Annotated in this window: 18 protein-coding genes and 1 tRNA gene; 8 read left to right on the forward strand and 11 right to left on the reverse strand. The window is 55.3% G+C overall.

Annotated elements, in window-relative coordinates; all coding sequences use genetic code 11:
• Window positions 1–260: 260 nt before the first annotated feature.
• The 4 genes from B1C80_RS22795 to treZ all read left to right on the forward strand — a co-directional run bounded on the left by B1C80_RS22795 (window position 261) and on the right by treZ (window position 5,388).
• Window positions 261–1,163, forward strand: coding sequence for an SDR family oxidoreductase (locus B1C80_RS22795; protein ID WP_077923536.1), 903 nt, complete (start codon window positions 261–263; stop codon window positions 1,161–1,163).
• 129 nt (window positions 1,164–1,292) lie between these two features.
• The gene (locus B1C80_RS22800; protein ID WP_077923537.1) at window positions 1,293–2,447 is read left to right on the forward strand and encodes a zinc-dependent alcohol dehydrogenase; all 1,155 of its coding nucleotides are present in this window, start codon (window positions 1,293–1,295) and stop codon (window positions 2,445–2,447) included.
• Window positions 2,448–2,459: 12 nt separating this feature from the next.
• A complete protein-coding gene (locus B1C80_RS22805; protein WP_077923538.1) occupies window positions 2,460–2,954 on the forward strand; it encodes a hypothetical protein in 495 nt (164 codons plus the stop codon).
• Between the two features lie 358 nt (window positions 2,955–3,312).
• Entirely contained in the window at window positions 3,313–5,388 is a 2,076-nt protein-coding gene (treZ, locus tag B1C80_RS22810; protein ID WP_077923539.1) for a malto-oligosyltrehalose trehalohydrolase, read from the forward strand.
• A 218-nt stretch (window positions 5,389–5,606) separates the two neighbouring features.
• Here the strand turns inward: treZ and B1C80_RS22815 are convergent, their stop codons facing one another.
• Window positions 5,607–6,449 carry a maleylpyruvate isomerase N-terminal domain-containing protein gene (locus B1C80_RS22815; protein WP_077923540.1) on the reverse strand — a complete coding sequence of 281 codons (843 nt, stop codon included), beginning with the start codon at window positions 6,447–6,449 and terminating at the stop codon, window positions 5,607–5,609.
• A 54-nt stretch (window positions 6,450–6,503) separates the two neighbouring features.
• Entirely contained in the window at window positions 6,504–7,256 is a 753-nt protein-coding gene (gene bla / locus B1C80_RS22820) for a subclass B1 metallo-beta-lactamase (protein WP_236648899.1), read from the reverse strand.
• Window positions 7,257–7,471: 215 nt separating this feature from the next.
• Here bla and B1C80_RS22825 point away from each other — a divergent pair, with 215 nt between their 5' ends.
• Window positions 7,472–8,524 (forward strand): spore photoproduct lyase family protein, encoded by a 1,053-nt coding sequence (locus tag B1C80_RS22825; protein ID WP_077923542.1) that lies wholly within the window; start codon window positions 7,472–7,474, stop codon window positions 8,522–8,524.
• Between the two features lie 300 nt (window positions 8,525–8,824).
• On the opposite strand, the gene B1C80_RS22830 is transcribed toward B1C80_RS22825, so the two are convergent.
• The 4 genes from B1C80_RS22830 to B1C80_RS22845 form a co-directional block, all read right to left on the reverse strand.
• The gene (locus tag B1C80_RS22830; RefSeq protein WP_077923543.1) at window positions 8,825–9,022 is read right to left on the reverse strand and encodes a hypothetical protein; all 198 of its coding nucleotides are present in this window, start codon (window positions 9,020–9,022) and stop codon (window positions 8,825–8,827) included.
• Between the two features lie 34 nt (window positions 9,023–9,056).
• On the reverse strand, window positions 9,057–9,491 hold the full coding sequence (locus B1C80_RS22835) for a DoxX family protein (protein WP_077923544.1): 435 nt from the start codon (window positions 9,489–9,491) through the stop codon (window positions 9,057–9,059).
• A gap of 75 nt (window positions 9,492–9,566) precedes the next feature.
• Window positions 9,567–9,947, reverse strand: coding sequence for a DUF779 domain-containing protein (locus tag B1C80_RS22840; RefSeq protein WP_077923545.1), 381 nt, complete (start codon window positions 9,945–9,947; stop codon window positions 9,567–9,569).
• Window positions 9,948–10,069: 122 nt separating this feature from the next.
• Complete coding sequence (locus B1C80_RS22845) at window positions 10,070–11,584, reverse strand: aldehyde dehydrogenase family protein (protein WP_077923546.1); 1,515 nt, start codon at window positions 11,582–11,584, stop codon at window positions 10,070–10,072.
• Window positions 11,585–11,915: 331 nt separating this feature from the next.
• Between B1C80_RS22845 and B1C80_RS22850 the strand changes: the two genes are divergently transcribed.
• The 3 genes from B1C80_RS22850 (at window position 11,916) to B1C80_RS22860 (ending at window position 14,039) form a co-directional block, all read left to right on the forward strand.
• On the forward strand, window positions 11,916–12,791 hold the full coding sequence (locus B1C80_RS22850; RefSeq protein ID WP_369822732.1) for an AraC family transcriptional regulator: 876 nt from the start codon (window positions 11,916–11,918) through the stop codon (window positions 12,789–12,791).
• Between the two features lie 70 nt (window positions 12,792–12,861).
• A complete protein-coding gene (locus B1C80_RS22855) occupies window positions 12,862–13,572 on the forward strand; it encodes a DUF2461 domain-containing protein (protein WP_077923548.1) in 711 nt (236 codons plus the stop codon).
• 20 nt (window positions 13,573–13,592) lie between these two features.
• Window positions 13,593–14,039 (forward strand): RidA family protein, encoded by a 447-nt coding sequence (locus B1C80_RS22860; RefSeq protein ID WP_077923549.1) that lies wholly within the window; start codon window positions 13,593–13,595, stop codon window positions 14,037–14,039.
• A 17-nt stretch (window positions 14,040–14,056) separates the two neighbouring features.
• Here B1C80_RS22860 and B1C80_RS22865 read toward each other — a convergent pair whose 3' ends face one another.
• The 5 genes from B1C80_RS22865 to folP form a co-directional block, all read right to left on the reverse strand.
• Window positions 14,057–14,356, reverse strand: coding sequence for a hypothetical protein (locus B1C80_RS22865; RefSeq protein WP_077923550.1), 300 nt, complete (start codon window positions 14,354–14,356; stop codon window positions 14,057–14,059).
• A gap of 128 nt (window positions 14,357–14,484) precedes the next feature.
• On the reverse strand, window positions 14,485–15,975 hold the full coding sequence (locus B1C80_RS22870) for a glutamate synthase subunit beta (RefSeq protein WP_077923551.1): 1,491 nt from the start codon (window positions 15,973–15,975) through the stop codon (window positions 14,485–14,487).
• 90 nt (window positions 15,976–16,065) lie between these two features.
• Window positions 16,066–20,652: a glutamate synthase large subunit gene (gltB, locus tag B1C80_RS22875; protein WP_077923552.1), complete on the reverse strand. Its 4,587-nt coding sequence runs from the start codon at window positions 20,650–20,652 to the stop codon at window positions 16,066–16,068.
• Window positions 20,653–21,260: 608 nt separating this feature from the next.
• A tRNA-Lys gene (locus tag B1C80_RS22880) sits at window positions 21,261–21,336 on the reverse strand.
• A gap of 78 nt (window positions 21,337–21,414) precedes the next feature.
• A complete protein-coding gene (folP, locus tag B1C80_RS22885; RefSeq protein WP_077923553.1) occupies window positions 21,415–22,272 on the reverse strand; it encodes a dihydropteroate synthase in 858 nt (285 codons plus the stop codon).
• Window positions 22,273–22,358 lie beyond the last annotated feature (86 nt).

The raw sequence follows: 22,358 nt of genomic DNA on the forward strand, positions 1-22,358 counted from the left end.
ACCCCCCAGCCCCCTAAAGGGGGAGCCGTCCGCGCCGAATGGGCTCCCCCTTTAGGGGGCTGGGGGGCGAAACGGTAGCCATTCGAGTTAGTAGAATGCACCTAAATTTCTCCCCCAAACAACCCGTTGCGACCCCTTGCTGTCCGGACAGGGGGGGCGGCCGTTGCCTAACTCAGGAGGGCAGGTCGATAACTGTATGGGCTCCGGGAGAGTATATCATTATAGTTTATAAATACTATAGACTAAACTGATATAACGTTATGAATACAACGGATAGAACGCCTGAAGAGGTGCAGACAGACCCACTCACCAAACACCCTCAACCTCCCTTTCCCGATCAGAAACAGGACGTACCCGGTGTAGAAGCCGACATGCAGCCCAAAGCCGATCATGGTGAGACATCATACAAGGGGTCGGGAAAACTAACCGGCCGCAAAGCCCTGATTACGGGTGGTGACTCCGGCATCGGTCGGGCCGTGGCTATTGCGTTTGCCCGCGAAGGGGCTGATGTCCTGATCTCATACCTGAACGAAGAGGAAGATGCCCGCGAAACAGCCCGCTACGTGGAAGACGCCGGCCGGAAAGCGGTGCTGGTACCGGGCGATATCAGTGACGAAGCCCACTGCCAGGAACTGGTCAGCCGGGCGGTTGCGGAGTTAGGTGGTCTGGACATCCTGGTCAACAACGCGGCCTATCAGATGGCCCACGAATCGTTGCAGGACATCACCGCCGAAGAGCTGGACCATACGTTCCGTACCAACATATTTTCGATGTTCCACCTCTGCAAAGCGGTCGAAGAGCATCTGAAGCCGGGCAGCACAGTTGTCAACACCACGTCGGTCAATGCCTATAAGCCGAGCCCGATACTGCTGGCCTATGCAGCTACGAAGGCGGCTATCCAGAACTTCACGGCCAACCTCGGTCAGGTATGGGCGGAGAAAGGCATACGGGTCAACTGCGTAGCACCGGGCCCGATCTGGACTCCCCTGATTCCGGCAACGATGCCCCCCGAAAAGGTAAAAACGTTCGGACAGGATGTACCACTCAAGCGCGCCGGTCAGCCCGCTGAACTGGCTCCGATCTATGTTTTGCTGGCTTCCGAAGACTCTAGCTACATGACCGGGAGTACCGTACAGGTAACCGGTGGGTCGCCTACCATCTAACAGCGCCATTCGTTGAGAATAGTCATACACCTGCCGACTGCGGCCAATCGCCACGGTCTCTCGGGCCTATGAAATAAAGCGGGCCGGTCTTGTGCCTGCCTGGCCATCACAAATAGAAAGGAAGAATTTATGTTAGCTATGAATTATCGTGGCCCCCGGCGGGTCCGTATTGACCAGAAACCGTTTCCGGAAATAAAGCATCCCGAAGACGCCATCGTTCGGGTTACGCGCTCCTGCATTTGCGGGTCCGACCTGCACCTGTACAACGGAAACGTGCCCGATACGCGCGTGGGAATGACGTTTGGCCACGAGTTCGTGGGCGTTATTGAAGAAATTGGGCCAGATGTTCACAACGTAAAAGTGGGCGACAATGTGCTGGTACCGTTCAATATTGCCTGCGGGAAATGTGCTTTCTGCAAGCAGGGGCTGTACGGCAACTGCCACGAGTCCAACACGCAGGCCACGGCGGTGGGAGGTATTTTCGGTTATTCGCATACGGCCGGTGGCTACGATGGCGGACAGGCCGAGTACGTTCGGGTTCCCTACGCCAACGTGGGTCCCACGGTGATTCCGCCCGATATGGACCCCGACGATGCGGTGTTGCTGACCGATGTGCTGCCCACGGGCTATCAGGCCGCCGAGATGGGTGGTATTCAGCCCGGCGATACGGTGGTAATTTTCGGGGCGGGTCCGGTTGGTATTATGGCGGCCAAATCCGCCTGGCTGTTCGGGGCGGGCCGGGTCATCGTCTTCGACCATGTCGAGTACCGACTGGAATTTGTGCGTAACTACGCTCAGTGCGAGGTATATAATTTTCGGGAGGTCGACGATGTGGTTGTGTTTGTCAAGAAGCTGACCGACTGGCTGGGCGCCGACGTCTGTATCGACGCCGTAGGAGCCGAGGCTGCCGGTAATGCCATGCAAACCATAACGGGCCGGAAAACGCTGCTGCAGGCTGGTTCGGCCACCGCGCTGCACTGGGCCATCAACTCGGTAAAGAAAGGCGGTATCGTTTCGATCGTTGGGGTATACGGGCCTACGGATAACCTGGTGCCGATCGGTAACGTGGTCAATAAAGGCCTTACGATCCGGGCTAATCAGACCTCGGTGAAGCGCTTACTACCCCGGCTGATCGATCATATCCAGCAGGGACGGATCAACCCAAAAGCGATTATTACCCATCGCGTACCGCTGGAGGAGGTTGCCGAAGCATACCATATTTTCTCGGCCAAGCTCGACAACTGCATCAAACCGGTTCTTATTCCACCCTCAGCCCGATCATAATCCAGAACGACCATGGAGAACTTAGCAGCCAAATACACACACATACCCGGATGGGGAATCGACGCGGACCCGAAGAACGATCCGACCTACCCCATGAAGCACCGCACCGACGAGGAGCAGAAGGGCTATACCTGGGAGCGGCCCGCGCAGCAACCGGAAGATATCGAAATACTGCGCTCGATCGAGCGCCCCAACGTAAGCGCTGTTTTCGGAACCTCGGTTCCGCCCCAGGGACTTAGTGGTCAGATACGGCGGTTCGCGTTCCGATACAGTGAGTCGAGCTACGGTCACTGGCTGCCCTTGCTGGTGGCTGACCGCGTCAACGTGGTAGAAGGTATTCTGGATGACTTCAAACGGGGCCACGTACCGAATATCTTCGCCGAAAAAGGCATGAAAGCCGACTGGAAGTACAATCAGAAAGCCCTGGTGCAGACGGTCGTGGTGGGTGCTTTGATTACTACGGCGGTTGTCGTGCTGTTCAGAAATCGTAAAAACGCGCTATCGTAATTGACAGCCCAGTAGCTGGGCCGTCAGCGATCGAAGCGTAGAAGGTATTTCCAGGAATAGAGGGCCAGCCTGTATAAAGATGGAATCCGGTCGATTCGTTTTTATGGAGACTGGCCCTGCTGGTTAGACGAAAGCCGTTAAACAACCTCGCTGTCGAGGTAAACCAGCAGGCCGCTCAACGTTGACAACTATTATCTGTCGAGCCAGCCGGCGGTTGCTGCCTGGCTCGACAAACTTTAATCAGGGTATGGCACTGACCGCTCACGCCAGTTCATGGGGAAACAGGCAGTCGTTATCTGCAACACTGTCGTCCATCATGTTTGGGGTGAATCCGAAAATGACTATACCACCACAATGTATGAATCAGTCAATAAATTCAGCCGTGTCGGTACGTGTTGGTCCGCGTACCAAAGATGCGCGGCATCTGTACCCGCTAACAACAAAACGTCGCTTACTGGGCGTTAGCTTTCCCGCCGATGGTGAGGCCGACGTGCTGGTATGGGCACCCCTGGCTACGCAGGTATCCATTTGTATTGAGCAACAACCGGATCCCGTTCCTTTGAACAAAGAAGCGTATGGCTACTGGCATCTGCGTACTGATCAGATCCGGCCGGGCGATCGATACACCTTTCGGCTGCGGAATACCGACCCCCAAAAAGAGCCCGATCTGGATGGATCGGCGCTGGAAATGCCGGACCAGAGCGAGCAGGACCTCGACCGGCCTGACCCGGCCTCACTAGCCCAGCCCGACGGGGTGCATGGGCCTTCGCAGGCGGTAGATACCGGCTCCTTTTACTGGGAAGACCAGAGCTGGGTGAACCCTCCGCTGTCGAGTTATATACTTTACGAAATCCATACCGGCTCCTTTACCCCCGAGGGTACCTTTGCCGCGCTGGAGGAGAAGCTCGATTACCTGAAGTCGCTTGGCATAAACGCCATCGAGATCATGCCGGTGGCCCAGTTTTCGGGGGAGCGCAACTGGGGCTATGACGGCGTGTACAGCTACGCCGTACATAACGCCTACGGGGGCGCCCGGGCGCTGCAGCACCTGGTCGATGCCTGCCATTACCGGGGCATGGCGGTGGTACTGGATGTGGTCTACAACCACTTTGGTCCCGAAGGTAACTACCTGACCGATTTTGGACCTTATCTGACCAGCCTGTATCACACGCCCTGGGGCAAGGCCGTCAATTTCGATGACACCTGGTGCGACGGCGTCCGCCGGTACGTGATCGAAAATGCGCTGATGTGGTTCCGGGATTTTCACATCGATGCCCTGCGGCTGGATGCCGTTCACGCCATCAAGGACTTTAGCCCTACGCATATCCTGAGTGAGCTTCGGCAACAGGTCGATGCGCTGTCGGCCCGGACCGGGCGCACCCATTACCTGATCGTGGAGAGTGACCTCAACGACCCGCGGGTGATCAGTCCGCTAACTGAGCAGGGTTATGGGATGGATGCCCAATGGGTCGATGAGTTTCACCACTCCCTGCGAGTGAGCGTGGGCGAAGAGCGAACGGGGTATTATGCCGATTTTGACCGGATCTATCACCTGGCCAAGTCCTACGTAGACGCCTATGCGTACGACGGGCAGTTTTCCAGTGTTCGGCAGAAGCGCTTCGGCCGTAAGCTCGGGCAGCACCCTGGCTATCAGTTTATTGTTTTTTCCCAAAACCACGACCAGGTGGGCAACCGGAAAGGGGGGGAGCGATCGAGTCAGCTGTTTAGCTTCGACAGGCTTAAACTGATGGCCGGGGCCGTTTTGGTCAGTCCGTTTATCCCGATGCTGTTTATGGGCGAAGAGTGGGGCGAAACCAATCCGTTCTTCTACTTTGTCCATCACTCGGATCCTGAGCTGATCGAGTCCGTCCGGGCGGGCCGACGGGAGGAGTTCGCTTCGTTCTACACCGGAAACGACATGCCGGACCCGCAGAGCGGAAAAACCTTCCGGCAAACCAAACTGCAATGGCACCTGCTGGAACACGAACCCCACCAAACGTTACTGCGGTACTACCAGCACCTGATTGCGTTGCGTCAACAGCTTCCGGCCCTGCATACTCTGAGTCGGAGACAGGTGGCTGTCATTCCTGACGAAGACAACTATACCCTGGTGCTGCACCGCTGGCATGGCGATCAGCAGGTACTTTGCCTGATGAATTTTGCCGACAAGCCGCGAATGATCCGGATGCCGGGCGAGGGCGAATGGCAAAAACTGTTCGACTCGGCCGATCAATCATGGCAGGGTCCCGATGCGCAGAAAATCAGCAAGGCACCTGCCACTGTCTTCAGCGATAGTGGGATAGAGGTGCCGGGCGAGTCGATGGTACTCTACGGTCAGGGACATGAAGCTTATCATCTGGCCAACCCTGCCCCCATGTCGGCCCGGCTGGTTAGCATCCCTGGAGGTACTGCCGAAATCATTATGAAAAAATAAGCGATTCACCTCGCCGACTGGGAGCGGATTGTGTTTGGATTAGCTCCTGGCGAGTTCATGCTCGAAGTGCTGATCCGGTTGTTGATCATCTATCCGGTTTTGCCGCTAGTTGGTCATGCAACTGGATGTTATGGCGTTCCTGACCGGCCTTCGTTATCACAACAGCTCCTCTTATTTTGTGTGCTCCGCTAGTCGGCCGTTCTGCCGCAATCGTTAGGTCAGGCCATTACGGAGAGCATCCGTAGAATCGGGGTGCCCAGGGTCTGATCGCCGGATACGGATAGATAGGGCCGTGCGTCATCGGCCAACAAGCCCTTGGTGAACAACCGCCAGGCTATAGCTCCGTCCAGCTTCACGGCTGCCGCGGGTTGCAGACTGCCAGCCCCCTGAACGAGTGCCCACTGCGTATCCTGGCGAAGCAAATACCAGGTATCCCCGCCGGGTCCGGTAACCGTAACGGTAACGAGGGTGCCCGGCTGGGCGCTGACGTGGCGGAAGGTATGGGGCAAGGCCCGCATGAACGTGTCCAGCAGCGGATGATGGAGTTCGGCCGACATCAGTACATCTGTCTGATCGAGGGCCAGCCTGATCTGCTGCTGATGGTGCCACAGCTCGGTATATTCCCGGGCTATGTGAAACCAGTTCAGGGAAGTTTCTTCGCCTGCCCAGGCTACCGGGAAAGGGGCGGCTTCGAAAGGGGGCTGCTGTTTGAACAGCTCATACACAACCGGGCCCGTCTGGGCCAGCCAGTCAATCAGGATGGCAGGACTCAGCCGCCGGGTCGCTACGACCCAGTCCTGGTTCAATTGATTCAGGTACTTGACCAGGCTCTCGTACGAGTCGATCACCGGTAGTTCAGGCGACTGATAGTGATCCCGATACAGGGTGATCCGGCGCCAGTTGCCATCGACAATGTGTGACACAATGTCTTTTACCGTCCAGCCTTTGCATACGGTGGGTCGCTGCCAGTCGTCGGGAGCCAGCCTTCGGAGCAGATCGAGCAAATGATCGTTGAGGATGGGAAATAAGTCAACGGTCTCGATGGGAGGAAGGGGTTGCATATTGCGGGAAGTGGCAGAAAATAAAGGAATCGAACGAATCGGTCAGCGACCAGATCAGTGCCGGGCTGCAGCATGTTTCTCCAGCAGACGAAGGGTATGCTCGAGTGATTGGGTGTCGCCCCAACTGTCGTGCCCCGGTACAACGATTCGGGCTGATCCAAATCGATTCATGACGTTGCGGACGGACGAGGCCCAGGCGTTCAGGTTCGCGTCGGCTACATTCCCCATACCGAAGGCGGCCACACTTTTAACAAAGCAGCCCCCGTGCAGAATCTGCTGGTTGGGTAGCCAGACCACAATATTATCGCTGGTGTGCCCCTCGCCCGGAAAATAGCAGTGGATGGGTTCCTGCCCGATATTCAGGGTCGTGTCATTAGACAAAACCGCTTCGGGGGCTTCGTAACCCAGCTTGACGGATTTTTGGGCTGTGAGCGGAGTACTGACTACCCGAATTCCGGCTTTGCGGAGTGCACTGATGCCGCCCACCCGATCCTCATGCGCGTGAGTGACTATACATAGCCGGATTGGCTGGTGCAGACTATCGGCCACCCACCGCAGCAGATCCTCGGTATTATCCGTATTTCCATCGCTATCCCAGCCCGTATCGACCAGCACGACACCATCGTTCGTTTTGATGATCAGTCCGTTTGAGGGGACAACGCTGTTCTGGTAGACATTGTAGGTAACATGAACGTATACCCGCTCATTCAGGGGCGTAACGGTCAGTCTGGGCTTCGGAACCGCTTGGGCCTGCACGAGGGCGTAGCCGATAAAACAGCAGAGAAAAGAGAGTAAGGTGCGCATCATGGGGTTGTATTCCGTGTAGTCCCTAAAAATACGATAAAACCGCTTCGGGCCGTAGCACTAGCCTGGCATAAACTACCAGACCAGGTTCGGAAAAGGGAAGAAAATGTATTTGTTTTTATCATTAATGGGTTGATAGTCAATTGTATAGAGCGGAGTCTAGGCGAACCAATAAACTCCTCTGTACGTTTTGTTTATAGACACTCAACGACCCTTTTATGCCTGATTTCAATCCTAGTCTGATCCTGTATACTGCCGACGCGCTCAACGCGCAGGGCGAGTCAGTTGTGGCTCGCTATCCCGACGCCGAAACGCTCGAAGTCAAGCAGCACAACCGGTTGCCGGAGTTGGGCATGAACCACTTCAAGGTAAAGTCCGACGTGCTGGTGCTGGGAAAGCTAAAGTCGCAGGAGATTAAGTGGAGTGGCCGGAGTTCCGATTATATCGCGCCCAGTTTAGCGAACGGCTGCTTCGGTGGCTGCGCTTACTGCTATGTGGACCGCCACAAGAAAGTCAATCCCATCACGCTCTTTACGAACGTTGATGAAATCATGGCGTCGGTCGATACCCACGTCCAGGCGCTGGCGTGGCCCAAACCGATCAACCAGACCGACAGCACTTTCTGGACGTACGATATTGGTTGTAATTCGGATATCTCGGTCGACTACAGCCTGTCCGACGGCATTCGGCAGGTGTTTGCGTTTTATCGCGATCACCCGCGGGCCAAAGCAACGTTCGCCACCAAGTTTGTCAATACTGACCTGCTCGATTTCGATCCGCAGCGAAAAGTGAGGATTCGGTTCAGCCTGATGCCGGGTCACGTGAGTAAACTGGTCGATGTGCGGACCGATAGCATCGAGAAACGCATAGCATCGATCAACGATTTTTATGAGGCCGGCTACGAAGTGCACGTTAATTTTTCGCCCGTCATCGTGTATAGCGGTCCCGATGGTGATCGAAAGGCCTGGCGCAACGATTACCGCGATCTGTTCCGCCAGCTCGATGCCGCCCTGCGCCCTGAAGTGAAGGCGCAGCTAAAATGCGAAGTGATTTTTCTGACTCACAATCAGTGGCAGCACCAGGCCAATCTGGCCATCAATCCGAAAGCGGAAGAACTGCTGTGGGTGCCCGAATTGCAGGAGAGCAAGGTAAGCCAGTACGGCGGCTGGAACATCCGGTATGACCACCAGCTGAAGAGTAAAATGGTGGCGGTGTTCGAGCGGCTCATTGCCGACGAGATTCCGTGGTGTACCATCCGGTACATATTTTAGCGGGTCAGGGACCATCGCTGACAGGATCCATTCGGTTAAATGTCCTTCAGTTCTGGTCCCTGACCCGTTGCTAAACGTGCGTTAATCGACGCTGTTGGCGTTCTTCTTCGTTGTCTCAACCTGGTCAGCATCAACCTTCTCGGTCGTCTTTTTGGTCGAGCGCTGGTTGGCACCGTCTTTTCCGGCTTTGCCTTTCTCCAGCTGATTGATGTGGCTGTTGCCACCGCCCGACTGGAGCTAGTAATACCTGACGAACAGCTTCCTACTAAGGCTCGTTTGGTCAGATGCGCGGGTGGTTACCTAACTGCTGTGCCCACCTTTGTTACCCGACGATTTACCGGCGCTGCTGTGACTGCTCTTCGAGTGTTTGGCACTTTTGTGGGCCGTTGAACTGCGGCCGTTGCCTTTCTCGCCGTGTTGGGTACCGTTGTCCTGGTTACCCGTGACCCGCTGGTCGTTATACGACTCCTCTACTTTTTCCAGGGTTTTGTCTGCCATGATTTCTATCGTTGAGTGATAGCAGACTAACCTGTCAACGGGCGTTTTGTTTGACATAGGCGTCCATCGAAAAACGCCCTGAGCCGATCACCAGAAACAGTAATAACAGCATCAGAACGACCAGCGAGAGCCAGAGTTCGGAGTTCAGGGCCGAGAAACCGCGGGATATATTGACGAAGAAAACGGCCCCCACCAGGATTGGCAGTTGGAGGATGACCATGAGCCGGGTCAAGCAACCCACCGCAATCAGAAATCCGCCCATGAGATGCGCGAAGGCCACGTAATGAACGATCATGACCGACCACAGATCGAAATGCAGCCCACCTACGAGCTGGCTCAGATAGGTCGTATCGCTGATAAAACTGATGCCTTTCAGCACCAGGATAAAGCCCAGCATGATCCGCAGGGCATCGGTCCAGGCGGGGTGATGCGTATCGCCCCAGTGTTCGACTCGGTGTAAAAGATTCATTGCGGTAAGCGGTTTAGTGAATATGTACCGAACTTACAGCAATGGATGAGTAAAAACAAGTTGATTGTCAGTTATTTACTGCGTAGCCAATGGGCCCATATGCACCGGTGGCAGCTGCTCGTACTCGGCCATCTCGAACAGCCGAGACCGGATCAGAAACCGAACCCCCAACGGAATTTCGAGCGAGAAACTGGCGCCCCGGCCCGGCGTCACATCAATGGTCAGGTGCGTGTGTTTCCAGTACTCGAACTGATCTTCCGACATCCAGAAGTCGCAGCCGTCGATCTGACCCAGCAGCACATCCGACTCACCAATGATGAAATCACCCTTCGCGAAACACATCGGTGATGAGCCGTCGCAACAGCCTCCGCTCTGGTGAAACATCAGGGGGCCATGCTCAGCCTTGAGCTGGCTCAGTATATCGGCAGCAGCCGGGGTAAGATCAACACGACTCATAACTTATAGCTGGGAGAAACGAAGAGATTAGATGAACGAAAGAGGGGGAAGTCCGGACTTCCCGGCGACACCCACGTGCGCCAGCTGTCCCGGTCTTCCCCCTATAGCTGTCTTCCTTATTCTCAGAAGAAACCTAGTTTATTCTTGCTGTACGAGATCAGCAGGTTTTTGACCTGGCGATAATGATTCAGCATCATCAGGTGGTTTTCGCGGCCAAAGCCCGACTTCTTGTAGCCACCAAACGGCGCGTGAGCCGGGTAGTCGTGGTAGCAGTTGACCCACACCCGACCGGCCTGAATCTGACGCGGAATGGTATAGAGTTCATGCGCATCGCGCGACCAGAACCCGGCACCCAGCCCGTATAAGGTGTCGTTGGCGATGGAAACGGCTTCTTCCGGCGTTTTGAAGGTCGTCACCGACAGCACCGGTCCGAAAATTTCTTCCTGGAAGATGCGCATCTTGTTGTGGCCCTTAAAAATGGTCGGCTGGATGTAGTAGCCACCTTCCACGCTGTCGGCCGGTCCGCCACCGGTCAGCACTTCGGCGCCTTCCTGTTTACCAATATCGATGTATGACAGAATTTTCTCGTACTGGTCGTTACTGGCCTGCGCCCCCATCATCGTGTCCGGATCGAGCGGGTGGCCCAGCTTGATGGCTTTGGTCCGGGCTATAACCCGCTCCATAAACCGGTCATAAATATCCTCGTGAACCAGCAGGCGCGACGGGCAGGTGCAGATTTCGCCCTGGTTGAGTGCAAACATAACGGCGCCCTCCACGCACTTGTCGAAGAACTCATCGTCGGCATCGGCCACCGATTTCATGAAGATATTGGGCGACTTACCCCCCAGCTCCATCGTTACCGGGACGAGGTTTTCGGATGCGTACTGCATGATGAGCCGGCCGGTGGTGGTTTCGCCGGTGAAGGCTACCTTATTGACCCGCTTGTGCTGGGCCAGCGGTTTACCCGCTTCCGGACCGAAGCCATGCACGATGTTAACCACGCCGGCCGGAACGATACCCTCGAGCAGTTCGAACAGAACGGCAATGGACGTAGGGGTCTGCTCGGCGGGTTTGATTACGACGCAGCAGCCGGCTGCCAGGGCCGGGGCCAGTTTCCAGGTGGCCATCAGCAAGGGGAAGTTCCACGGAATGATCTGGCCCACCACGCCGACGGGCTCTTTGATAATCAGCGAGAGGGTATCGGCGTTGAGCTCGGTGGCAGATCCTTCTTCGGCGCGGATAACCCCGGCAAAATACCGGAAGTGATCTACACAAAGTGGCAAGTCGGCCGCCATCGTCTCGCGCAGGGCTTTCCCGTTCTCGACGGTTTCTACCCGGGCCAGAAACTCCAGGTTTTTTTCAATGACATCGGCGATCTGCAACAGTATTTTGCTGCGTTCGGTGGCCGATGTTTTTCCCCAGGTTTCGAACGCCTTTTGGGCCGCATCGACGGCCATATCTACATCTGCCGCTTTGGAGCGGGGCATTTTAGCAATCAGGCTACCGTCGACCGGCGATTGGTTATCAAAGTATTCGCCCCCGACTGGTGGTACCCATTTGCCGCCAATATAGTTATCATAATGAGACCGGAATTTGGGCCGATTAACGTGGGTTTCTACGAGTTCGAGCGTTTCCATACAGATGGTAAAAGATAATAGTTGACAGGTAAATTGGAATCGTCACAAATTTTGAGAGAATCAGTCAATAAAATGTGTCCGATCATATCGACTGCTTGCACTATCCTATCATTGTACCAGTGGCCTCTAGTTGTGGAGGTACGAGCCGTTTAATGGCTAACCCGTCGATTTTATACTATTCTTACCCGAAATAATTATGAATTTGTGTAGCTTAGACGACCGTTTCGACTAATTCTGTCCGTTTCCTCTCTGGTTATCGCCAAACGCATTTATTATGAAATCAACCCCGGCACAACCTTTCGACATAGGGCGCCACCTACACACGCGACGTTTGGAACAGGAAGTTGAAAACAGAACTGCCTACACCATCGACTCGGCCGAACTGAACATTTATGAAACGCAGCATGTGGCCGAAAAAGTAGAGCTGACCTTTACCAATCCGGTGCTGGCCAGCATGATTCGGGGTAAGAAAGTGATGCATCTGCCCGGTACCCCTTCGTTCGATTTCCTGCCCGGCGAATCGGTAATCGTGCCCAGCGACGAAACCATGTGTATTGACTTCCCGGAAGCGCAGATCCTGAACCCGACCCAATGTCTGGCTCTGGCTATCGCCCCGGATAAGGTTCGGCAGGTAACCGACACCCTCAACGACCGGGCTCCGCTCGTTGACAGCGCCCAGGGGTGGCAGTTTGGGCAGCATAATTTTTTCCTGACCAACGATGAGCCTATTCATCAGCTGATTGGCCGACTGATTTATATCTTTACGGAAAACAACCGGGCCAAAGAGGTCTTTGCCAATCTGGTTATTCAGGAACTGGTAGTTCGACTCATGCAAACGCAGGCCCGCGCCCTGCTGCTAAACCCGAAGACCAGCTTCGCCAACGTGAATCGCCTGGCGCACGTAGCGCAGTACATCAACAAACACCTGAGCCGGAGCCTGCACATTAAGGAACTGGCGGACGAGGCCTGCATGAGCGAACCTAATTTCTACCGGACGTTCAAGAATACGTTTGGCATGACTCCTGTAGATTATATCAATCAGCAACGGATTTCGCTGGCCTCCCAGCTGCTGCGCACCACCAACCGGTGCCTGGCCGATATCAGCATAGAATGTGGTTTCAACAACCTGACCTATTTCATGAAGTTGTTCCGGCGTGAGATCGGTATTTCTCCTACGCAGTATCGGAAACAGATTATGCCGGCCTGACGAATTCGGTGACGAGAAAAGGCCGGAAAACGTACCAGATAAAACCGCGTTTGTTTATCTTTGGTCAATTATGGCAACAAAGGGCGTCCAGAAGTCAGCTTTCACCAGCCAGACCTTTGAATTTTTACAGGATCTGGTTCAACATAACAATCGGGAATGGTTTCAGGCCAATCGCGCCCGATACGATGCGGCCAAAGCCGAGCTCTGTGGCGTTGTGGAGCGGGTTCTGACGGGCATGAGTGCGTTCGAGCCACTCGCCAACACCGCCGTCAAAGACTGTATATTCCGGATCAACCGCGACATTCGATTTTCGAAAGACAAAGCGCCTTACAAATCCCACCTGGCTTTTGCCATCGGTCCGGGTGGCCGGCACTCTGGCCGAATCGATTATTACGTACAGATTCAGCCGGGCAAACAGTCGTTTCTGGGAGCGGGTATGTGGCAGCCTACGCCAGCCAATCTGGCCAAGTTCCGGCAGGAAATCGACTACAATGCCGGGGAGCTGAAGCAGATTATTGAGGCAGAGGAGTTCCGGACGTATTTTCCCGAAGCGCATGGCGAAAGCACCAAAACCGCGCCAAAAGGATATCCGGCCGACCATCCGGAGCTGGACTTACTTCGCCGGAAGGAGCTGTTCTTCGTCCACCGGTTTTCTGACAAAGACGTGCTCAAAGCCGGATTTGCCGACGAGATCGTGAAAGGCAGCCGCCTGCTCAAACCCTACTGCGATTTTCTGAATTACCTCTTCTTCGACGAAAAAGAAGAATCGATTACGCTTTAATAACCATTTTGCTTTATCCCATGAAAAAACTCTTTATTCTTCTGGCGGGTGTGCTGATGAGCTACGGCGCTCAGGCGCAGGCTCCCACCACGCCCCAGCCCGGCTACATCTACAAGGTAGAACCGGGCCTGCCCGGTAAGCAGGTGTACGTCAGCGGTCAGCGGCCTTTCGATGGAAAAGGTCGACTGGTTGGTGCCGGAGATCTTGGCGTTCAGACCCGGCAGATATTCGAAAACCTGAAAGCTGCGCTAGGTACTGTGGGCATGTCGCTGGACAATGTAACCCAGGTTACCTACCATGTAAAAGATCAGGCGGGTCAGGTCAGTAACCTGGCCAACCAGCAGATTTCAGCAGTAGGGGCCAGCTTCTTCACCGCAGGGTTACCCAAAATTTCGGATGTGAAGGCCATTCCTCAGATCGTCAGCGACGATGTGCTAATTGAGGTCGAGGTCATAGCCATCAAGTAAGCTGTTTTATTGCGGGCTTACGGACGGAGGGTATCCTTTCGGGATTTCCCCACCGGAATGCCCACCCCAAACGCCCGTGGATCGCTGGGTGGCGCTGTTTTTCGGCGCTTCCCGGATCCGGTTTCGGGCTGCACGTTGGGCTGCGGGGATGACTGCATGAGCGTTCCCGGCGACGAAATCGGCGAGTCGACCCCCGGTACCAGCACTTGCTTCTGGGGCGATGCATTGGACTGGGTAGACCGGCGGGTGGTATCATTTTGAGCGGTACAGACCGTAAGGCTTCCGCTGAGCAGTAGGCTGAGTAAGAGCAGACGCATGATGTAGTTCGTTGAGTAAATGACAGACTAGTCATTCAACCAGCCGTAGCGTCCTGTAGTTTAAAGAAGACAAAAATAAAGCCGCTGTTCCGGGAACAGCGGCTTTTTGCATAAGGATGATAGGCGGGCTATGCTGTTTCCAGCAGGGATACTGCTTTCGCTTCGAGCAGGGTTTCGCCCATGAGGTAGCAGTCGGCAGCCCGAGCGGCTTCGCGCCCTTCTGAGATCGCCCACACGACCAGCGACTGACCGCGTCGCATGTCGCCAGCGGCAAACACTTTCGGGTTGGTCGTGGTCTGATAGTTCGTTGCTTTCACGTTACCCCGTTCGTCGTATTCAAGGCCAAGGTCGTCGAGCAGCCCGTTGTGCTGAGGATGCAGGAAGCCGGCTGCCAGCAGAGCCAGCTCGCAGGGAATGTCGCGCTCGGTGTCGGGTTGCTCGACCATCTGCATCCGGCCGTCCTTATTTTCCCAGTTCAGCTCAACGATTCGCAGGGCTTTCAGGTTGCCATTCTCGTCGCCAATAAATGCTTTCGTGTTGATGCTCCAGTGGCGTTCGCAGCCTTCTTCGTGGCTGGTGCTGGTGCGAAGCATCATGGGCCAGTTAGGCCAGGGCGTGTTGGCGGCCCGCTCTTTCGGCGGCATCGGCATCAGCTCAATCTGGGTGACGCTGGTGGCGCCGTGGCGGTTCGAGGTACCAACGCAGTCAGAACCCGTGTCGCCACCGCCAATAACCACGACATTTTTTCTGGTAGCCAGCAGTTCGCCCTGACCGTATGGAACACCCCGGTGGTCTACTTCAACAGGTCGGTTAGCCACACGTTTGTTCTGCTGACTCAAAAATTCCATAGCCGGGTAAACGCCTTTCAGATCACGACCGGGTATGGGCAAATCGCGCGGAACGGTTGAGCCGCCCGTCAGCATAATCAGGTCAAAGTCGGCCAGCAGGTCGTTCGCCTTGACGTCGACGCCCACGTTGACGTTCGTTTTAAAGGTGATTCCCTCCGCTTCCATAACGGCCAGTCGCCGGTCGATGGTCCATTTCTCCAGTTTGAAGTCAGGAATGCCGTACCGCAGCAACCCGCCAATCTGATCGGCCCGCTCAAAAACGGTAACGGTATGCCCGGCCTTGTTGAGCTGAGCCGCTGCTGCCAGCCCCGCCGGTCCTGAACCAACGACGGCAACGGTTTTGCCGGTGCGCACTTTGGGAGGCTTCGGGCTAACATATCCGCGTTCGAAAGCGACTTCGGCAATTGATTTTTCAATGAATTCAATCGCAACGGGTGGTTTGTTGATGCCGAGTACGCAGGAGGCTTCGCAGGGCGCCGGGCAGATACGGCCGGTGAACTCCGGGAAGTTATTGGTCGTTGCCAGGATCTCGTAAGCGTAGCCCCAGTTCTGCTCATAGACGGCGTCGTTGAACTCCGGGATGATGTTACCCAGCGGACAGCCGCTATGGCAAAAGGGGGTACCACAGTCCATACAGCGGGCTGCCTGCCGTTGGGAATCCTGCTCCGAAAACGGCATTTCAATCTCCTTGTAATCGTGAATCCGCTGTTGCGGGTCGCGCTTCTTGGGCAGTTCGCGCGTGAATTCTAAAAATCCGGTAGGTTTTCCCATTCTTGTAAAGCGTCTACGGCTTATCTGATCTGTCTGGCAGGCTGTTCCGGAGAACAGCCTGCTCCGTTTATAGCTGCGGGCAGGGGCTGCTTATCCCTGCGTCACGTCGACTGTGATATCCTGGTAAACAACGTTTTTGTCCCGAATCTGCTCGGCCAGTGAGATACCGCGGCCGGCGAGCGCCTGCCGGAAGTCGGACGGCATCACCTTCACAAACTGCCCGATCTGGTCGGTCCAGTTCTGAATCAGCGCCAGGGCTACGTTGCTGGTCGTATACTGGAAATGCTTATCGACAAACTCGCGTACTATGCTCTGATCTTCGTCGTTGAGCGGTTCCAGACTGACCATTTCGGGGTTGACTTTGCTGGCAAACGTGCCATCCTGGTCCCAGACATAGGCAACGCCCCCTGACATACCCGCTGCGAAGTTGCGGCCCGTCTGGCCCAGGATGATAGCCAGGCCACCGGTCATGTACTCCAGCCCGTGATCGCCAACGCCTTCTACCACCACTTTGGCCCCGGAGTTACGAACGCAGAACCGCTCGCCCGCCATGCCACGGATAAAGGCTTCGCCCGAGGTAGCGCCGTAGAACGACACGTTGCCGACAATGCTGTTCTCTTCGGGCTTGAACGTAGCGGCCCGGTCGGGATACACAATCAGCTGAGCGCCACAGAGTCCTTTGCCGAAATAGTCGTTGGCATCGCCTTCCAGCTCCAGTTTAATCCCGCTGGTGGCAAAGGCACCCAGGCTCTGGCCCGCCGTACCCCGCAGCTTGATGTGAATGGTGCTTTCGGGTAGGCCCGGCCCGCCATACTGCTTGGAAATTTCGTTCGAGAGCATGGTGCCGATGCTCCGGTCAATATTCTGTACCGGAAATTCAGCGTATACGGGCTCGGCCGACTCCAGCGCTGGTTTGGCTACGGCCATCAGCTTACGATCGAGAACGTCGTCGAGGTAATGGTTCTGCTCCTCCTGTTTGAAGAGCGCCACATCGAGGTTCGTCGGCTCTTTGTACAGCAGCGCGTCGAGATTGATGTGCTTGTATTTCCAGTGGGGGAGGTCGCTGCGTAGTTCGAGCATCTGCGCCTGACCAACCATTTCGTTCACCGTGCGGAAGCCCAGCTCAGCCATGATTTCCCGCAACTCCATAGCCAGGAAGGTGAACATGTTTACTACGTGTTCGGGCTTTCCGGTAAAGAGGGCCCGCAGCTCCTTATTCTGGGTCGCAACTCCTACCGGACAGGTATTCAGGTGGCATTTCCGCATCATGATGCAACCCGCCGTAACCAGAGCCGCGGTAGCTACGCCGAACTCTTCAGCGCCGAGCAGAGCTGCAATCGCCAGGTCCCGACCCGTACGCATCTGGCCGTCTGTCTGAACCGTGACGCGGCCGCGCAGTTTGTTCCGAACCAGGGTCTGGTGAGCTTCGGCCAGGCCAAGTTCCCAGGGCAAACCCGCATGCCGGATACTGGACAGGGGAGAGGCTCCCGTTCCGCCGTCGTGGCCCGAGATCAGAATATGGTCGGCATGGGCTTTGGCTACCCCGGCGGCAATGGTACCCACTCCGGCCTCTGACACCAGCTTGACGCTGATGCGGGCGGCCCGGTTGGCATTTTTCAGATCGGAAATCAGCTGAGCCAGATCTTCTATCGAATAAATATCGTGGTGGGGTGGGGGCGAAATAAGCCCGACGCCCGGCGTACTGTGGCGCGTGCGGCCAATCCAGTCGTCGACTTTAAAGCCGGGTAGCTGACCGCCTTCGCCCGGTTTGGCACCCTGCGCCATCTTGATCTGTAATTCCTGGGCGTTGGTCAGGTAGTAGCTCGTTACCCCAAACCGGCCCGAAGCCACCTGCTTGATGGCTGAGTTCATGCTGTCGCCATTAGCCAGTGGGGTATAGCGCAGTTCGTCTTCGCCCCCCTCGCCGGAGTTGCTCTTGCCGCCGATGCGGTTCATGGCGATGGCCAGGGTGGTATGAGCTTCCCAGGAGATCGAACCGAAGGACATGGCACCGGTAGCAAACCGCTTGAAAATGGTCTCGATCGGCTCAACCTCGTCGATGGGAACGGGCGTCCCTTTTCTGAACTTCAACAGACCGCGCAGGGTAATGGCCTTCTGCGTCTGGTCGTCGATCAGCTTCGAGTACTTCTTGAATAATGTATAGTCGTTCCGTTGGGTCGACTGTTGCAGCAGGTGAATGGTATCCGGGTTGAAAATGTGTTTCTCCCCCCGTTGTTTCCATTGGTAGATACCGCCCACTTCCAGCCGCGGGTTGGCCACCGGAGCCGGCGGGTAGGCAATGCAGTGGCGAACCAGGATTTCGCGGGCAATTTCGTCCAGGCTCATGCCGCCAATGCGCGAAACGGTGCCGGTGAAGTAGCGGTTGACAACATCCTGGTTCAGTCCCAGACACTCGAAGATCATAGCGCCCTGGTACGACTGCAGGGTAGAGATGCCCATCTTCGAGAAGATCTTCAGCAACTCACCATTAACGGCTTTGATGTAATTCTTGTAGAGCTTATCCAGATCGTAATCGACTTGTAAAAGCCCTTTCTCTTTCATGCTGGCAATGGTCTCAAAAGCCATGTACGGGTTAACCCCTGATGCGCCGTACCCGATGAGGGTGGCCACGTGGTGGGTTTCCCAGACGTCGCCTGCTTCGACCAGTATACCGACCTTACCGCGAAGCCCCTGCCGGATCAGGTAATGGTGAATGGCCGAGGTAGCCAGCAGCGATGGGATCGGGGCGTGACTCGAGTCGATCGCGCGATCGGACAGCACAAGAATAGAATAACCATCCTGAATGGCGTCTTCGGCGTAGCGGCAGATGCGATCGAGGGCGCGCTCCAGCGATTTGCCCTGGCCATCGGCCGTAAACAGACAGTTGATGGTTTTGGCCTGGAATTTAGGCCGGTCAATGAACCGGAGTTTGTCAAATTCAGGGGTGGTCAGAACGGGCTGGTCCAGTTCGACCTGATGACAATGTTCGGGCGATTCGCTGAGCAGGTTGTAGGTGGCGCCAACAAACGAAATCAGCGACATGATTGCCCGCTCCCGGATCGAGTCGATCGGCGGGTTGGTCACCTGCGCAAACAACTGCTTGAAGTAGTGGCTCATATGCTGGCTCTGCTCCGAAAGAACGGCCAGCGGCACATCGGTGCCCATGGAGCCGAGCGCTTCCTTGCCCGTCTCGACCATCGGTGCCAGAATCATGCGCAGATCTTCGGAGGTGAAACCGAAGGCCTGCTGCATCCGCAGCAGCTTGGCCGGATCGTAGGGGTTGTACGACCGGATGGGCGCTTCCAGATCCGAAATCCTGATTTTGTTCTCGTTAAGCCACTGCTGGTAGGGCTGACGGGTACTGATCTGTTCCTTGATCTCTTCGTCGGCAACGATGCGGCCCTGCTCCATATCGACCAGGAACATCTTGCCGGGTTGCAGACGGCCTTTGCGAACCACTTTGGCCGGATCGATATCCAGTACACCCACCTCCGAGGCCATGATGACGACGTCTTCGTTGGTAACCCAGAAGCGGGACGGACGCAGCCCATTCCGGTCGAGAGTGGCTCCCACAATACGGCCATCGGTGAACGATATGGACGCGGGGCCATCCCAGGGCTCGATCAGCGCAGCGTGGTATTCGTAAAAAGCTTTACGGACGGGGTCCATGTGTTCGTTACCATCCCAGGCTTCCGGGATGAGCATCATCATGACATGGGGCAGGGAACGACCGCTCATGACGAGCAATTCGATCGCATTGTCGAGGTTAGCCGAGTCGGACTGCTTCGGATCGCAGATGGGCAACAGCATGTCCATCTCATCCTTGGTAAACTTGCTGGATTCGAGCAGACCCTCGGCGGCTTTCATCCAGTTTACGTTACCCCGAACCGTGTTGATTTCGCCATTGTGTGCAATGTAGCGGAATGGCTGGGCCAGCTTCCAGGACGGAAAGGTGTTGGTCGAAAAGCGCGAGTGGACTACACCCAGTGCCGATACCACATCCTCATTTTGAAGATCGGGGAAGTACGGTTCGAGCTGCAGGGTTGTCAGCTGCCCTTTATAGGTAATCGTTCGGCAGGACAGCGAGGAAAAATAGAAGGTATCGACTCCGGCTACCGTTTCGTTGATGATTCGGGTGCTGGCATTACGAAGAATGTATAGTTTACGCTCAAAATCGTCAGGATTGGTAATATCGGCCGGGCGTTTGATAAACACCTGTTCCATCTGCGGCTCGCAGGAGCGCGACCCATGGCCCAGGTCGCTGTTGTTGACCGGTACGACCCGGTAGCAGAGCAGTTCCAGCCCCAGGCGTTTCATTTTCCGGTTCAGTACCGCGCGGCATTCTTCACGCAGCCAGACATCTTTTGGGAAATACACCATCCCGACGCCGTACTCGAGTGCTGGCGGCAGATGAACGCCGAGTTTACGGGTTTCGTCGACGAAAAACTCGTGCGGGATCTGGATAAGCAACCCCGCCCCATCGCCGGAGTTGGGTTCTGAGCCAACAGCACCCCGGTGTTCCATACGCCGAAGCATCTGGAGCGCATCCGAAACAATCTGGTGCGATTTGCGGCCCTTGATATGGGCAACAAAGCCGATACCACAGTTGTCGTGTTCAAACTCAGAACGATAAAGGCCTGTATTGGCCTGCGTGGGTTGGTCAACCTGATCAGACATGGTCGTAACAGTGTTGGGGTTACTCGTCAGTTTTCTACCCTGTATTGCGACAGTTGCAAAAAACGACTGGATGTATTACGAAATTTGAAAAAACTAATGGATTTCGGCAGGTAAATAAATCAGGAGTTGACTACCGAAATGATGGGCGTTTGCGACAAAGTCATGCAATATAATACAAAAAATATTTGGCAAAAATCGCTTTTGGCGGAATTTGTTCGTGAATAGTCTCGATTGTGAATTTGATTATAATTGTTCTTGGAAAGTGAATAAATGACAGACAGCTTGTTGCAAACCGCTGAAATAAACACAACAACCAACCCGTGTAAAACTAAAAATATAGTAGTATTTAAATCGATACTTTGGCGTTATGCAGAGCATAATGCAGCTCTTTTTGCCGGTCTATCGTTCATGAAAACCAATTTATGCGATGTTGACCCGGTAAGATTGGGGAAGAACGAGTATAAGCGGAGTGCCGGCACCTGCCTCCGCTGCTGCGGTAAAACGGAAGGCAGGCAAAGGCGTGCGCAAGGCAGTACAGCCGCCTTGCCTGCTTGCTATGCTGATAAAGCACAAAAAAAAGCCGCTCATTCGAGCGGCTTTGCATTTTCTGGTGATCCGGCTGGGATTCGAACCCAGGACCCATACATTAAAAGTGTATTGCTCTACCAGCTGAGCTACCAGATCGTTTCCCGGCTGACAAGTGGTTGTTGTCGTTTGGGAATGCAAAAGTAGAGGTTTGATCTTGTAATCGCAAGAGGAGCACTAAAAAAAAGTTAGTGGCTGCGTCAATTTTATGGCCTCTACAGCTTCCTGGACATCATGAACCCGCAGAATCGAGGCTCCGCCGAGCAGGGCTGCGGTGTTCAGCACAGTAGTCCCGTTCAGCGCCTTATCGGCCGTCGTATTCAGCGTTTTCCATATCGTTGTCTTGCGCGACAAACCCACCAGCAGGGGCTCATCGAAATAATGAAAAGCGGTAAGCTCGCGTAACAACTCAAAATTTTGAGAAATTGTCTTGGCGAACCCAAATCCGGGGTCAATGACGATATCTTTGGCGCCCAGGGCCCGCAATTCGTTCAGCCGAAGAGCCAGTTCATCAATCACCTCAGTGACCAGGTTGGTGTAGTTGGATAGCGACTGCATAGTTTGCGGGGTTCCACGCATGTGCATCAGCACGTAAGGCACTCCCAGGTCGGCAACGGTACTGAACATGTCAGCATCCAGATTACCGCCCGACACATCGTTGACCATACAAGCCCCGGCTTCAACGGCCTGCCGCGCTACCGAAGCTCGGAACGTGTCAATAGAAATAAGGGCATTCGGAACATGGCGGAGAATCGTATCAATAGCGGGTAGAACCCGGTCGGCTTCTTCAGCAGGGCTAACATCGGCCGCACCGGGCCGGGTCGAATAGCCACCGATATCCAGAAACGTAGCGCCGGCCCGAAGCATGCTTTCGGCCCGCTCCAGCACCCCGTTGGGCTGTGTCGATTCGGGCGAGACGCGGCTCCCGGCGAAGAAGGAATCGGGGGTTACGTTCAGGATGCCCATCACCACGGGGGTGTCGAGGGAAACCAGCCTGCCCCGGCAGTTCAGCGTTTTTTTCGTAACTTTCGGCATCAAAATTGTCATTTGGCGTCATTGATGGTCATTTGTGGTCAGATCAGACTGCGCAGGTGATGACGACCGTTGACGATCTACGACTA

Origin of the sequence: Spirosoma sp. 209 (genome assembly GCF_002006735.1) — a bacterium.
GTDB classification, from domain to species: domain Bacteria; phylum Bacteroidota; class Bacteroidia; order Cytophagales; family Spirosomataceae; genus Spirosoma; species Spirosoma sordidisoli.

What these genes read in the sequence shown, in the direction of transcription:
- B1C80_RS22815 (WP_077923540.1), bottom strand. Translation starts at nt 6,449, where the DNA reads ATGCAACCCCTTCCTCCCATCGAGACCGTTGACTTATTTCCCATCCTC.
- B1C80_RS22830 (WP_077923543.1), bottom strand. Translation starts at nt 9,022, where the DNA reads ATGGCAGACAAAACCCTGGAAAAAGTAGAGGAGTCGTATAACGACCAG.
- folP (WP_077923553.1), bottom strand. Translation starts at nt 22,272, where the DNA reads ATGCCGAAAGTTACGAAAAAAACGCTGAACTGCCGGGGCAGGCTGGTT.
- B1C80_RS22805 (WP_077923538.1), top strand. Translation starts at nt 2,460, where the DNA reads ATGGAGAACTTAGCAGCCAAATACACACACATACCCGGATGGGGAATC.
- B1C80_RS22800 (WP_077923537.1), top strand. Translation starts at nt 1,293, where the DNA reads ATGTTAGCTATGAATTATCGTGGCCCCCGGCGGGTCCGTATTGACCAG.
- bla (WP_236648899.1), bottom strand. Translation starts at nt 7,256, where the DNA reads ATGATGCGCACCTTACTCTCTTTTCTCTGCTGTTTTATCGGCTACGCC.
- B1C80_RS22825 (WP_077923542.1), top strand. Translation starts at nt 7,472, where the DNA reads ATGCCTGATTTCAATCCTAGTCTGATCCTGTATACTGCCGACGCGCTC.
- B1C80_RS22835 (WP_077923544.1), bottom strand. Translation starts at nt 9,491, where the DNA reads ATGAATCTTTTACACCGAGTCGAACACTGGGGCGATACGCATCACCCC.
- treZ (WP_077923539.1), top strand. Translation starts at nt 3,313, where the DNA reads ATGAATCAGTCAATAAATTCAGCCGTGTCGGTACGTGTTGGTCCGCGT.
- B1C80_RS22860 (WP_077923549.1), top strand. Translation starts at nt 13,593, where the DNA reads ATGAAAAAACTCTTTATTCTTCTGGCGGGTGTGCTGATGAGCTACGGC.
- B1C80_RS22865 (WP_077923550.1), bottom strand. Translation starts at nt 14,356, where the DNA reads ATGCGTCTGCTCTTACTCAGCCTACTGCTCAGCGGAAGCCTTACGGTC.
- B1C80_RS22855 (WP_077923548.1), top strand. Translation starts at nt 12,862, where the DNA reads ATGGCAACAAAGGGCGTCCAGAAGTCAGCTTTCACCAGCCAGACCTTT.
- B1C80_RS22870 (WP_077923551.1), bottom strand. Translation starts at nt 15,975, where the DNA reads ATGGGAAAACCTACCGGATTTTTAGAATTCACGCGCGAACTGCCCAAG.
- B1C80_RS22840 (WP_077923545.1), bottom strand. Translation starts at nt 9,947, where the DNA reads ATGAGTCGTGTTGATCTTACCCCGGCTGCTGCCGATATACTGAGCCAG.
- gltB (WP_077923552.1), bottom strand. Translation starts at nt 20,652, where the DNA reads ATGTCTGATCAGGTTGACCAACCCACGCAGGCCAATACAGGCCTTTAT.
- B1C80_RS22795 (WP_077923536.1), top strand. Translation starts at nt 261, where the DNA reads ATGAATACAACGGATAGAACGCCTGAAGAGGTGCAGACAGACCCACTC.
- B1C80_RS22845 (WP_077923546.1), bottom strand. Translation starts at nt 11,584, where the DNA reads ATGGAAACGCTCGAACTCGTAGAAACCCACGTTAATCGGCCCAAATTC.